The sequence below is a fragment of the Oceanobacillus polygoni genome, assembly GCF_008304605.1.
In the GTDB taxonomy this organism is placed as follows: domain Bacteria; phylum Bacillota; class Bacilli; order Bacillales; family Amphibacillaceae; genus Oceanobacillus; species Oceanobacillus polygoni.
In genome coordinates this window covers 398,025-410,162 of the sequence record NZ_PIJY01000024.1, presented here as the reverse complement: position 1 = coordinate 410,162, position 12,138 = coordinate 398,025, and the positions used below count along the sequence as shown (strand labels likewise).

The window sequence follows — 12,138 nt, the reverse complement described above, 5'->3', positions numbered from 1 at the left end:
TATCCCTCTCTTTGTAACCAATTACAACCAGTGTACCACAGGAATCCCCCAAGTTTCAGCATCCACACCTGTCAGTTGAAAAAATTCACCCAAAAACTTCTCAAGCAATGCTTGCTGTTCGATTATTTTTTCCAAACCTTTGATATCCGGTGAAGTAAAGCCTCGTTCAATGAAATCAAACAGATGGATTGGAAAAAGCAAACGAGCATAGACTAACCGCCAACCAAACACAGAAATTGGCACTACCTGTTGATAGTCATTTAAAAAAGAAATTACTTTTTCTGCTTTGTCATTATTTAGGATAGTACTACGTATATATTCAGCAATATCTCTCGCTGGATGATCGTACATGAGCTGATCTGTCCAAATAACAGGATAATTCAACGATTCATAGCGATTAAAGGTAATGGTTCCTTGATCCGTTTCAAGTATTCTTCGTTCCCGCTCACTTTCTTGCAGAAATTGAATTGCATTTTCACTTAATCCAATTATATACGGCAAGAAATTCATTAACATACGATAATAATCGGATGGCTTCTCCTGTGCTTCACGCCCGATTCCAGCCTCAAAGGCAGTTAATTTTTCTATCCATAATTCTTTCCATTTCCCATAGCTTGATATCGATTTAGGTTCATAACCAAACGTTGACCCAATTTGATGAAATTCAGCAAGACGAATACCCGCGGGCTTCGAGGAATATTCTCTACTTTCCAATTGTTGCATTTGCATAACCATCCATGAATTTTCACCATAGGATGTGAACCATTCACCTTGTGAATTTGGAATTGGAAGTGTCATTATTTCCACTGGATTTCCCTTTAAAAAATAGGTCAATGCTGCTTGTTCGGTTAGAATTGTTTCCTTGTTTCTTCCTGGAATGGTAAAATAGATTGTATCACCCTGTTTGTACCCTTCTCTGTTGCCGAATGATATTTTTCCTTCTGAATGGATACGGTAATAGATAGCGAGCATTTCTGTTAGTGGCAAAACGATCTCCCCTTTTTCCTCATTTATTAAAGTCTTTGTTCAAAAGGAGGATGAAAAGGACCGATAAGTTCGAGGCCGCGTAGCTCCCCGTACCGGGCTTCCACAGGATGTCGTGACTTCTGTGTTGTCCACAGGACGTGGACGGTTTTAACAGAAGTTCATTGAATCCTTTAATACGTGAGGCACGGAAAAGCAAGCTAACGAGCTTCCACAGGATACGTGTCGGTAGTTAGTCGAAGATCCTCTGTTCTCGATGTGTCATTTTCACCGGACTTTTTGAACATCCTTTTAAAGTGTATGAATGTACCAAAGATAATTTAACTATAATAAAGAAAAGGTGATTTGATGGCGAAATACACGAAGAAAAGTGAACTTGAAGTGAAAGCAAGACAAGCCTTAACCGACCGTGGTGTAAATGTAGAAGATATTGCGGAGCTTGTCTATTATTTACAATCTAAATATCATAATGATTTATCGATGGATGATTGCCGCCACAATGTAGAACGTGTACTGACAAAACGCGAGGTACAAAATGCGATTTTAACGGGGATTGAACTCGATATGCTAGCTGAACAGAAAAAACTAAGTCAGCCATTGCAGCGAACGATAGAAATTGATGAAGGACTCTATGGAATTGATGAGGTAATTGCACTATCAATCGTTAATGTGTATGGATCAATCGGGATGACGAACTTCGGTTATATTGATAAACAAAAACCTGGTATTTTGAAAAAACTAAATGATAAATCCAGCGGTGAAATTCATACATTCCTCGATGATATTGTTGGAGCAATCGCAGCTGCTGCGTCAAGTAGATTAGCGCATAGCGATGCAGATGCGTTGGATGATGTGGATGCTTAAGGAAAAGAAACACACAAACTGATCTGTGTGTTTCTTTTTTATTTAGCTGTAGCTAGACTAGATCTTATCTAGCCACTCTGTTAATTGATGTACATAATACGTTGGTGGGACCTCCAATGTTTCTAAGTCCTCAAATGGAGTCACCCCGGTAAAAACCATTAACGTATCGATTCCAGCACGTATACCAGCTGAAATATCAGTGTGATAATTATCACCAACCATCAATGTTTCTTCCTTCGATAAGCCGAGAAGTTTAAGTGCTTCTTCCATAATTATCGGTTCTGGCTTACCAATATATAGCGGCTTTTCTCCAGTACTAACCGAAACCACAGAAGCGAGAGCACCGTTCCCTGGAAGAAGACCACGCTCGGTTGGAATAGCGACATCACTATTCGTAGCGATCAGTTTTGCACCATTTCTGATAGTCAGACAAGCCTTGGTATATTTTTCATAGGTTATTTGTCGATCAATTCCCATTACAACGAAGTCACAATCCGAATCCGTAATAATAGCTCCACTTGCTTCCAATGCTTCGAGCAGTCCTGTTTCACCAATAACAAAACATGCAGCTCTTTCCTTTATTGATTTTATGTAATTAGCTGTTGCAAGAGCTGATGTTACTACTTGATTGGGCTCAGCTTTAATTCCCATCGTATTTAATTTATTCGATACATCCTCTGCGGCTTTAGAAGAATTATTCGTTACAAATAAATAAGGTATTTCCTTTCTGTGGAGCTCGTTGATAAATTCAGCAGCTCCAGCAATCGCCTCTGTTCCACGATACATCGTACCGTCCAAGTCAATTAAATAACCTTTATAATTTCTCATATCAAACCTCTCCTCTCGAAACAAAAAGAAGATGAACAACGTCACCTTCCATTCGGATTTTTTATTGTCCATTTGCAAACGTGATCACCGTGTGTAATAAACGAATGCGCTCTGACTTCACTTTCAGGGAAAAGTTCTTCATAAAGCTTTTGCTCGTTCGTACACATCTGATGATAACACGATGCAATGGCGGCGACCGGGCAATTGAAATTTCGAATCTCAAAGTCGCCTTCAGCCGTTTTCTCAATCTCCACCATATATCCACGTTCATTTTGAATTCGTGCCATTTCAGCTACTTTTTTATCCAGGTCATCCTCCTGCATCACTTTATCCATATAGGCTTTTTCCCGTTCCCCATACTTATCCAATAACGCACGAACAGCTTGTGTACCCTGTAATTCCTCTAAATCTTCAAGGAGTTCCACTGGGATTGTTTTATATTGGTTCGGAAATGTTTCATGACCTTTCTCTGAAAGTTCATACGTAAGATATGGTCTACCGAGCTTTTGTTTATGGGACTTTTGCTTAACATAACCTTGTTGTACAAGTTCGTGGAGTTGTTTTCTCACAGCAATTTCAGAAATAGTGAAATGCACCATGATCTCCGCAATTGTTAATCTGTTAGCCTTTTTTAAAATATTCAATAGCTGTTGCTTTGTTGGTGTGCGCTTACTCATAACCATCACCTTCACTCGTTAGAAAATGCGTTTGCTACTCCTAGCTCATTATTCAAGTACGTCCGAATTTTGCTACTGAACTCGCTCCATACCGTATGATATGCATCCTTCGCTTCCAGCAGCACATCATGATTTACGTCAGTATATTCAGAAATGAGCATTTTACGAAGCGATACCAATGTTTTATATGCTTTTTCTTCAGTTGCTGGCAGCACCTTTTCATCCACTAAAATATCAATGATATCATCATAACTTCCAGGATCACGCATAATAAATCCATCAATCATCATGTTCCCGACATCAAGCATCGCTTCAATACTTACATGTACCATACGTTCCAAGCTTAATTTCTCAGTAAAGCTGGTAGCTTGATGATTTCTTAGTACTTCTAAGATTTGATCTACATATAAAAGCGTTTTCTCAATTTTGCTACGATCTACGAAATACATACATATTACCCCCGATATCTGTCTATAATTTTATCATATCATATTACGTATGATTATGAATGGAAACATGGTATATTTAAGATGATTGTATTCATAATAATTACAACTTTATAATGAGGGAAGCACAATGAACGATAGTCAACTTGTTGCGATGGATGCAACATCAATAGCAAGTGCAATTCAAAATAAGCAGGTTACTTGCAAAGCTGCTGTTTCAGCGTATATTGCTCATATCTTAAACGTGAATCCAAACATCAATGCGATGGTTGAGGATCGATTTGATGCTGCAATTTATGAAGCAAATGAATTGGATCAGATGCTAGCTAGAGGTGAAGTAAAAGGGCCACTTCACGGTGTACCGATATCAGTAAAGGAATCACTGCATGTTGCAGAAATGAAAACGACAGGCGGTTTGGAACACCGGCAGGATTTGATTTCCAGGGTTGATGCCGAAGTCGTTGGACGTTTAAAAAAAGCCGGAGCAATTATTTTAGGAAAGACCAATACACCTGCACTTTGCTTCTGCCAGGAAACAGAAAATAAATTATACGGAAGAACAAATAACCCGTGGGATACAAACAGAACTGCTGGAGGCTCGTCGGGAGGAGAAGGTGCACTTCTTGCTGTAGGCGGAGCTGCTGCAGGCATTGGCTCGGACATTGGCGGATCAATTCGTTTTCCAGCACATTTCAATGGAATAGTCGGCTTTAAGCCCGGAATGTTCACCATTTCAAACGATGGTCACTTTCCAGCTGTTATACATGCGCTTCAAGCCCGAATGCTAACGATTGGACCAATGGGGAAATCTGTTCAAGATATGCGGTTATTTTATCAGATTCTTTCGGGTATTTCTTTAGATCCAAAGCCTTTAAACCGCTTTCGAATTGAAGTTTTACCTAGTACGATTGATTATCCTTTATCAGAAAAAACAAAACTCATACTTAACCAAGTGGAGCTTTTTCTAGAAAAGACTTTCTCTACGAAACAATCTATTCCTCCCTACTTCAGAGACAGCGCTCTAATTTGGCAAGAAATAATGTCAATGGAAGGGAGTAAATTGATTGAACAAGAAGCATATAACAATGACAGGTCGAGTGTTTACACCTCTTTCTTTAAAGAAAAATTAACGCAACGAACGAAGGTACATCCATATCTTTCCTGGGCCATTATGGGTGCGAAAATGTTTCGACCGTCAAGAAAGCGCATTCGTGAAGTCGAGTCAATTATTGAACAAGGAGACGAATTATTAAAAACGTATTTAAAAAATCGCCTGCTCATTTTTCCCGTTTATCATTCTGGGGCACTCCGACATGGTCAAGTTTTCAAGGAAATTTTCTCGATTCGAAAAACATTTTTACAGTATATGCCCTATGCAGCCTACGCAAATGTATGGGGACTTCCGGCATTAACTATTCCTGTTGGAACCGATGAAAACAATATGCCAATCAGCATTCAAATCATGAGTTCCACTGGTAATGAAGATGCAATATTCCGCCTAGGAAGATTAATTGAAAAGAAATTTAGAGGATATGTGCTTTACACAACTGAAACAGCGCAGCAGTCATTCATGTAATCGGAATGACTGTTTTTCCTTATAAAAAGACGTTTCAATAATGCTTGTTAACTTTTTACAAGCTAAACACCACCGAATATGATCCAAATTTCATCAAATACTATTCCTACCTACACCACTACTTGCAGCATGGAAGGAAGCGTAATGTTATGACAAATAAAAAGAACAACCGTTTTTCGGATTTCTCGAATGTAGATCAGCAGCGTAATCAGTTAATTCCGGAAGAATTTCCAGAGGGGCCATCTGGTTCAGCAATCAACAATGAGGAGAAAGTAACAAGTAAGTCCGAACCGTGGGGTAAGGGACAATATCGCACAAGTGCATTTACATTTCCCGATAAAAATCAGGATAGATTCAAATAAAGTCGCAACGTTTTAAAAAGTTGCGAAGCTTTCCCCCTTTGGATAAGATTGTCTAAAGGGGTGTTTTTGTGCCTTGAGCACAGTGAAAGGAATGAAATTTATTATGGCCAAACATCGGATCTATACAATGAGTTTCGCAAGTGTCTATCCTCATTATGTTACGAAGGCAGAGAAAAAAGGACGTACGAAAACAGAAGTCGATGAAATCGTTTGTTGGTTAACAGGATATAGCCAGGAAACGTTAGAAGCGCAACTGGAAAAACAGACAGACTTTGAGACCTTTTTAGCAGAAGCTCCCAAACTGAATCCTTCACGGACTTTAATCAAAGGTGTAATTTGCGGTGTTCGAGTGGAAGATATCGAAGAACCAACGATGCAGGAAATTCGCTATTTGGATAAACTAATCGATGAGCTAGCAAAAGGAAAAAAGATGGAAAAGATTTTGCGAACATAACAATTAACCATTGAAGAAGCACTGATTCATTCCATTTATAACATATAAAAGAATCGAAGATCTGTATTTAAAGTGGTCTTTTGATCAAACTTTACTTTTTTTCGAAAGCTTACAACCACCATCAAGACATATAGATGGGTCTCATCCGAGACATGGTGTGTACGTGTACGAGGACGACAAAAGGTAGCAGCTCAGGTGTTTGAACTGCTACCTTTTACTTATGTACTTTCTTCAACACAAAATAGGCGCATCCAAAATTACAGTATTCATATAAATAATCATCTAATGTGCTTATTTTGGAATCGATCGCCGCTTTTGCATTTCTATCCTTGTAAAATCCTTTTAACCGGAGCTGCTCATAGCCCCAGTCTCCTACGATATAATCGTACTTCGCCAATATTTCAGAATATCGATTTTTAAGTGCTTCCTCTTGAAAGCCTTCTCTTATATTTTCTATAATCTCATAGTTTTTACCATTTAATTCAATCAAGTGTTTCACCCCACTTATATACACACATATGTTGCTTCTAGTTTACCATACGTCACGATATAGAAACCAGAAATATTTACATGCATTATTTTCGCCTTTTTAAAGAAACTAGAACTAATCAATTTATAATTGCGTGTTTAAAAGGAGGATGAAAATGACCAAGAAGTTCGAGGCGGCGTAGCTTTGAGCAACGGAACGTATGCAATTAATACGTGAGTAGCGGAGAAGCAAGCCAACGAAGTAATTCGATGTGTCATTTTCACCGGACTTTTTGAACAACCTTTTATATGTAGGAGGAAGAACATGAAAGCAATCCTTGTTATGATGCTTACGATAACGACAATCCTTGTTGGCTGTACAACATTTGATAATTCGACAAGTGAGCGGGAACAAATACTCGATGAATTGGATCCAACAAGAAATACGCCAGAACCTACCGATGATGAACTGAGCTCAAAGCTAGGATATGTTCGGTACACGAAGGATCAATTGGATAATGAAATGGAGAACGGTGAACAGCAGCTTACCATCGATCGCAACGAAATGGCTGACATGATCACGAAAATTATTCTTAGAAATGATGGTTTTGAAGAAGTAGCAACACTCGTTACAGATAAAGAAGTTTTAATTGCTTATCAAAGAAATGAAGAACTTTCAGCTGAGGAAGCAGCTGATGTAAGTGAGAAAACTGCTGCATCTATCATGCCCAGCTTTTTTAATATCCATGTTTCCGATAATGAAACACTCATGCAGGATATCCAAAGCCTACATCGATCAACATCGGAAAACCGAAATTATGATAACACCATTCACGCCATTATAAAAGAAATGGAAAAAACATCAAAGGAAAATCGAAATATTAAAGACGCTGTTGAATAGTCATTCATTCAAAAACACTAAAAAATGAGTACGGGAGGTGAATACATTGACGAACAGAATAATCTTTTCCATTGTTATCGCTGCCTTTCTTTTGTTGCACGCTAGCTCTGTTTATGCTGAGGATGAGGATTCGATTTATGATGAACGGATGGCACTTTTTAAAAAGACTGAAGCACTAACACAAATTCCTTGGTACTATTTTGCTGCCATTGATAACTATGAGCGAAATATAAAAAATAGTGATGAGCCTGAGCAAGTAATATCCATTGGGTTCCCAACAGAGCTATGGTTCGGACCGGGAAACAGCTCACAAATCATAGAAGAAGCTATCATTGACACGTTTGATGGTAAAGGAAAAGATGGAAATGGTGACGGAAAGGCAGATCCAACGAATGAAGAAGATGTACTTTATACGATGGCGATGCTTATTTTAGAATATGGACCTACAAAAGATGATATAAAAATAGCACTGTGGAATCACTATCAGCGTGATTTAACCGTTCAAACAATCATGAATACAGCAAAGGTATTCGAAACGTTCCAAGATATCAATTTAACGGATCGAGACTTCCCAGTATCGATCAATCACAATTATAGTTATCGAAATACGTGGGGTGATCGAAGAGGTTTTGGTGGATTACGTATCCATGAGGGTACAGATATCTTCGCTAACTACGGTGTTCCTGTTCAGTCAACCACATATGGAGTGATCGAAATGATGGGCTGGAATCTCTACGGGGGATGGCGTATCGGAATCCGCGATATATTCAATATTTATCATTATTACGCACATATGAGTGGTTATGACGACAATATCAAGCTTGGACAAGTCGTTAAGCCAGGAGATGTTCTCGGGAGTGTCGGATCGACAGGCTATGGCCCACCAGGAACATCAGGAAAATTCCCACCACATCTACATTATGGAATGTATAAAGATAATGGGTATAGCGAATGGTCCTTTGACCCGTATCCATATTTACGGAAATGGGAGCGAATGGCTAGAGATAAGAGATAACAATGGAAGGAGTCCTTACCTTATAAAAAATGGTAAAGACTCCTTTATTATTCATTAATCAGCTTGCTTTGACTTTCTCATCGCATTCCAAATACTTGCTACAAGGCCACCCCAAATAATGATCATTCCGATAATCATAACAGTGATTGATGCACCACTCATTATTTAGCCTCCCTCTTCTCGTCAACTTCTTCTGGTGATACCTTATTTTTCCATTTGGTTAACGACATGATAATACCTATGATTAGCGCTGCTATTGCTATTGACCAGCCACCAACAAGAATAAATGTATTGGAATACCCTTCATAGTTACCCGTGTCCGTAGCAAATTGTTTTAATAAATTTTGCTTAAACAAGCCATACATCATATACCCCATTACGATTGGTGTAATAACTCCTAAGCTTATCGTCCACCATGAACCAAGTCGAATATCCGAAATTCCATCTGCATGGTTTTTGAACATTTTCGCCTTACGTAGAATCCAAACAATTAAGATAACCTCAACCAATCCAAGCATCGCCACACCGAATTGATTAATAAAGTAATCGACTACATCTAGGAAGAACAATCCACCTTGAGTAGCAAATAGTAACGAAATAACCGCTGCTAGCCCACCACCGATCATCACTGATTTTTTCCTTGAGATTTGAAATTTATCAGCTACACCGGATACATATGTTTCTGTGATCGAAATCAATGAAGTTAGCCCAGCTAACATTAAAGAAATAAAGAATAATACACCAAAGAATTCATTAAAGGCTGTGAATTCATTAATAATCGCTGGAAATGCTACAAAGGCTAAGCCAACCCCACCACTTACAACTTCATTAATTGGTAAGCCTGACTGCAAAGCCATAAACCCTAATACACCAAACACCCCAATACCTGCCAACAATTCAAATCCAGAGTTTGCAAAGCCTACAATAAAAGCATTATTTGTAATGTCCGATTTTTTTGGCAAATAACTAGCGTACGTAATCATAATGGCAAAAGCAATGGATAGACTAAAAAAGATTTGACCATATGCAGCAATCCATACATCAGGAGAAAATATTTGTCCAATATCTGGTGCAAAGAATGCGTCCAATCCCTGCATGGCACCTGGAAGTGTTATTGCTCGAATAACGATAATGAGGAATATGATGACTAATGCTGGTATACAAATGCGATTTGCAATTTCAATCCCTTTCTTAACTCCTTTAAATAAGATACCTAAGACAAGTGCCCAAACAATTACTAAAGGAATCAACACACCAGGAACTAGACTCCCTATCTGCCCTGGTACTTCTGCTAATTTTAAGTAGTCGCCGTACAAGAACCCTTGCGTGTCTTCTCCCCACCCCAAGTTAAAGGAGAATACAGAATAAGAAATAGCCCAGGCAACAATTACTGAATAATAGGTAGATATGATAAATGCTACTGCAACTCCCCACCAGCCAATCCACTCTGTTTTCTTATGCATTCGTTTAAATGTTAATGGTGCTGACCCACGATACTTATGTCCCATTGTAAATTCCAATATCAGAATCGGAATTCCGGCAGTAAGTAACGCAAACAGATAAGGAATCAAAAACGCCCCTCCACCATTTTCATAGGCAACTGCTGGAAAACGCCAAATGTTCCCAAGGCCGATAGCCGATCCGGCTGTAGCCAAGATAAAACCTGCCCTTGTCCCCCACTGAGAACGTGTTTCCATAAACAAACCTCCCCTTTTTTATTTATACAAGCTTCTATATTATTTGTATTATAAATATTAGGAATAATTACTCTTCTATATATTTTAAATAAAAAAGATGTGTCATGGCTAAGCAGCCAAAACACATCTTTAGCAGTACAAAATATCCTGTAACTAATTTTTAGTACCTAAAACCGTTCGATACACAAATACAACTCCAAATAGAAACACAAGTGCAACAGCCAAGGAAAGAACGATTTGTCCTGTCAACCCAAGCAATAAATAGCCGAGTATTGCTACAACTGCTGCAATCACTGCATAAGGCAGCTGTGTTAAAACGTGGTCAATATGGTTCGCACCTGCACCTGTTGATGAAAGGATCGTTGTATCTGAAATTGGTGAGCAATGATCACCAAACACAGAGCCAGCAAGTACAGCGGCTAATGCTGGAAGTAATAACTCAATATTCGTATTGCTCATTACTTCTGCCGCAATCGGCAGCATGATACCAAACGTTCCCCATGAAGTCCCTGTGGACAGTGCCATTATTGCTGCAATCACAAAGAAAATTAACGGTAGATAGCTAACACTTATAGAGGAATTATTAACTAAATTCGCTAAATATGTCCCAGTTTCCAACGTACCAATAATCGACCCAATCATCCAAGCTAACACTAAAATGTAAATAGCTGGAAGCATCGTTTTGATTCCTTCAGCAAATATTTTCGCTGTATTTGCTTTTGGCTTTCCTTGAACCATGTGGAAAATTAATGACGTTAATACAGCTGAAATTCCACCAATTGCTAAGGATAAATTAACATCTGTATTCGCAAAAGCATCGAGGATCGTAGCTCGACCATCTGTTGCTACAATACCAGTTGTGATCATCGCTACAACCGTTGCTACAAAAAGAACCACAATCGGTACAAATAAATGGTACACTTTTCCGTTTTCATTCGGTTTAAACACATCGCTTAAATCCCCTGCAACCGTGCTCTGCTCCGGGTTTAAAAGCTCGCCCGTTTCCATCGCACGCTTTTCATGGGTACGCATTGGGCCAATATTAAATTGAAAATATGCTACGATAAACACAAGCAGGACCGCAGCTATTGCATAATAATTCATCGGAATCATCCAGATAAATGCCTCTATCGGCTGGTATTCTGTGATTCCATTGGCAGCAAATAATCCTCCAAGAATTCCAATAATATAAGCTCCCCAGCTTGATATTGGAGCCATAACAGTTATTGGCGCTGATGTCGAATCAATATAATAAGCAAGCTTTGCACGTGAAACCTTATGACGATCTGTTAATGGTCTTGCAATTTGCCCAACCGCTAAACTGTTAAAATAATCATCAATAAAAATAATTAATCCTAAAATACCGGTCATAACTTGAGCCCCAGTACGTGTTTTCACACGTTTCATCATCCATTCACCAAATGCTCTACTTCCCCCAGATGCTTGTAAAAATGCGGTCATCATACCTAATAATAATAAAAATCCAACTAACAGGAGATTCCCAGTATTTAAAGCCCCTTCTGAAATAAAGATTTCATAAAATACAAGCCCAATTTCCTTCAGTGCTTGCAAAATATTAAAATCATGAATAAATAACGCTCCAATTACAATTCCCGAACCTAAGGATAATAAAATTTTCCTCGTCGCGATAACGAGCACAAGCATAATTAGTGCTGGAATAATTGAATAAATGGTACCTTCCATTGTAGTCCCTCCATATTTATAATCTCAGATGTGTATTAGAGATACGAATTGATGGCGAAATGCTGGTATACGAACATATGTGATTGCTATTAGCAGAAAAGAAAGTATAACTCCCCTTTCTGCATAAGTGCAGCTAAGGTATTCGCCAAAAGCTTGACGCAT

Annotated in this window: 14 protein-coding genes; 6 read left to right on the top strand and 8 right to left on the bottom strand. The window is 38.7% G+C overall.

The window, feature by feature from the left end:
* Positions 1-21: 21 nt before the first annotated feature.
* Entirely contained in the window at positions 22-987 is a 966-nt protein-coding gene (locus F1560_RS11170) for a protein kinase family protein (RefSeq protein ID WP_149474691.1), read from the bottom strand.
* Between the two features lie 345 nt (positions 988-1,332).
* Here F1560_RS11170 and F1560_RS11165 point away from each other — a divergent pair, with 345 nt between their 5' ends.
* The gene (locus tag F1560_RS11165) at positions 1,333-1,848 is read left to right on the top strand and encodes a phosphatidylglycerophosphatase A family protein (protein WP_149474690.1); all 516 of its coding nucleotides are present in this window, start codon (positions 1,333-1,335) and stop codon (positions 1,846-1,848) included.
* 57 nt (positions 1,849-1,905) lie between these two features.
* Here the strand turns inward: F1560_RS11165 and F1560_RS11160 are convergent, their stop codons facing one another.
* Genes F1560_RS11160 through F1560_RS11150 form a run of 3 tightly spaced genes read right to left on the bottom strand, consistent with a single transcriptional unit; the run spans position 1,906 to position 3,802 of the window.
* On the bottom strand, positions 1,906-2,676 hold the full coding sequence (locus F1560_RS11160; RefSeq protein WP_149474689.1) for a TIGR01457 family HAD-type hydrolase: 771 nt from the start codon (positions 2,674-2,676) through the stop codon (positions 1,906-1,908).
* Between the two features lie 41 nt (positions 2,677-2,717).
* Entirely contained in the window at positions 2,718-3,353 is a 636-nt protein-coding gene (locus F1560_RS11155) for a helix-turn-helix transcriptional regulator (RefSeq protein ID WP_187773701.1), read from the bottom strand.
* 11 nt (positions 3,354-3,364) lie between these two features.
* Positions 3,365-3,802 (bottom strand): DUF86 domain-containing protein, encoded by a 438-nt coding sequence (locus F1560_RS11150; RefSeq protein WP_149474687.1) that lies wholly within the window; start codon positions 3,800-3,802, stop codon positions 3,365-3,367.
* A 127-nt stretch (positions 3,803-3,929) separates the two neighbouring features.
* Here F1560_RS11150 and F1560_RS11145 point away from each other — a divergent pair, with 127 nt between their 5' ends.
* The 3 genes from F1560_RS11145 to F1560_RS11135 all read left to right on the top strand — a co-directional run bounded on the left by F1560_RS11145 (position 3,930) and on the right by F1560_RS11135 (position 6,191).
* Entirely contained in the window at positions 3,930-5,375 is a 1,446-nt protein-coding gene (locus F1560_RS11145; protein ID WP_149474686.1) for an amidase, read from the top strand.
* 149 nt (positions 5,376-5,524) lie between these two features.
* Positions 5,525-5,737, top strand: a complete 213-nt coding sequence (locus F1560_RS11140; protein ID WP_149474685.1) for a hypothetical protein — start codon at positions 5,525-5,527, stop codon at positions 5,735-5,737.
* 103 nt (positions 5,738-5,840) lie between these two features.
* The gene (locus F1560_RS11135; RefSeq protein WP_149474772.1) at positions 5,841-6,191 is read left to right on the top strand and encodes a DUF2200 domain-containing protein; all 351 of its coding nucleotides are present in this window, start codon (positions 5,841-5,843) and stop codon (positions 6,189-6,191) included.
* Positions 6,192-6,405: 214 nt separating this feature from the next.
* Here F1560_RS11135 and F1560_RS11130 read toward each other — a convergent pair whose 3' ends face one another.
* Positions 6,406-6,681: a YutD family protein gene (locus F1560_RS11130; protein WP_149474684.1), complete on the bottom strand. Its 276-nt coding sequence runs from the start codon at positions 6,679-6,681 to the stop codon at positions 6,406-6,408.
* 303 nt (positions 6,682-6,984) lie between these two features.
* On the opposite strand from F1560_RS11130, the gene F1560_RS11125 reads away from it, so the two are divergent.
* On the top strand, positions 6,985-7,560 hold the full coding sequence (locus F1560_RS11125) for a YhcN/YlaJ family sporulation lipoprotein (RefSeq protein WP_149474683.1): 576 nt from the start codon (positions 6,985-6,987) through the stop codon (positions 7,558-7,560).
* A 46-nt stretch (positions 7,561-7,606) separates the two neighbouring features.
* Positions 7,607-8,575 carry a M23 family metallopeptidase gene (locus tag F1560_RS11120; RefSeq protein ID WP_420874406.1) on the top strand — a complete coding sequence of 323 codons (969 nt, stop codon included), beginning with the start codon at positions 7,607-7,609 and terminating at the stop codon, positions 8,573-8,575.
* 54 nt (positions 8,576-8,629) lie between these two features.
* Here F1560_RS11120 and F1560_RS11115 read toward each other — a convergent pair whose 3' ends face one another.
* The 3 genes from F1560_RS11115 to F1560_RS11105 form a co-directional block, all read right to left on the bottom strand.
* Positions 8,630-8,737, bottom strand: a complete 108-nt coding sequence (locus tag F1560_RS11115) for a methionine/alanine import family NSS transporter small subunit (protein ID WP_149474682.1) — start codon at positions 8,735-8,737, stop codon at positions 8,630-8,632.
* Positions 8,737-10,272, bottom strand: coding sequence for a sodium-dependent transporter (locus F1560_RS11110; RefSeq protein ID WP_149474681.1), 1,536 nt, complete (start codon positions 10,270-10,272; stop codon positions 8,737-8,739). Before F1560_RS11110 ends, F1560_RS11115 begins: the two co-directional genes overlap by 1 nt.
* Before the next feature lie 153 nt (positions 10,273-10,425).
* Positions 10,426-11,976 (bottom strand): Na+/H+ antiporter NhaC family protein, encoded by a 1,551-nt coding sequence (locus F1560_RS11105; RefSeq protein WP_149474680.1) that lies wholly within the window; start codon positions 11,974-11,976, stop codon positions 10,426-10,428.
* Positions 11,977-12,138 lie beyond the last annotated feature (162 nt).

Excerpts from the sequence above, each read along its gene's own strand:
- F1560_RS11165 (WP_149474690.1), top strand. The coding sequence starts at position 1,333 with ATGGCGAAATACACGAAGAAAAGTGAACTTGAAGTGAAAGCAAGACAA.
- F1560_RS11160 (WP_149474689.1), bottom strand. The coding sequence starts at position 2,676 with ATGAGAAATTATAAAGGTTATTTAATTGACTTGGACGGTACGATGTAT.
- F1560_RS11155 (WP_187773701.1), bottom strand. The coding sequence starts at position 3,353 with ATGAGTAAGCGCACACCAACAAAGCAACAGCTATTGAATATTTTAAAA.
- F1560_RS11150 (WP_149474687.1), bottom strand. The coding sequence starts at position 3,802 with ATGTATTTCGTAGATCGTAGCAAAATTGAGAAAACGCTTTTATATGTA.
- F1560_RS11145 (WP_149474686.1), top strand. The coding sequence starts at position 3,930 with ATGAACGATAGTCAACTTGTTGCGATGGATGCAACATCAATAGCAAGT.
- F1560_RS11140 (WP_149474685.1), top strand. The coding sequence starts at position 5,525 with ATGACAAATAAAAAGAACAACCGTTTTTCGGATTTCTCGAATGTAGAT.
- F1560_RS11135 (WP_149474772.1), top strand. The coding sequence starts at position 5,841 with ATGGCCAAACATCGGATCTATACAATGAGTTTCGCAAGTGTCTATCCT.
- F1560_RS11125 (WP_149474683.1), top strand. The coding sequence starts at position 6,985 with ATGAAAGCAATCCTTGTTATGATGCTTACGATAACGACAATCCTTGTT.
- F1560_RS11115 (WP_149474682.1), bottom strand. The coding sequence starts at position 8,737 with ATGAGTGGTGCATCAATCACTGTTATGATTATCGGAATGATCATTATT.
- F1560_RS11110 (WP_149474681.1), bottom strand. The coding sequence starts at position 10,272 with ATGGAAACACGTTCTCAGTGGGGGACAAGGGCAGGTTTTATCTTGGCT.
- F1560_RS11105 (WP_149474680.1), bottom strand. The coding sequence starts at position 11,976 with ATGGAAGGTACCATTTATTCAATTATTCCAGCACTAATTATGCTTGTG.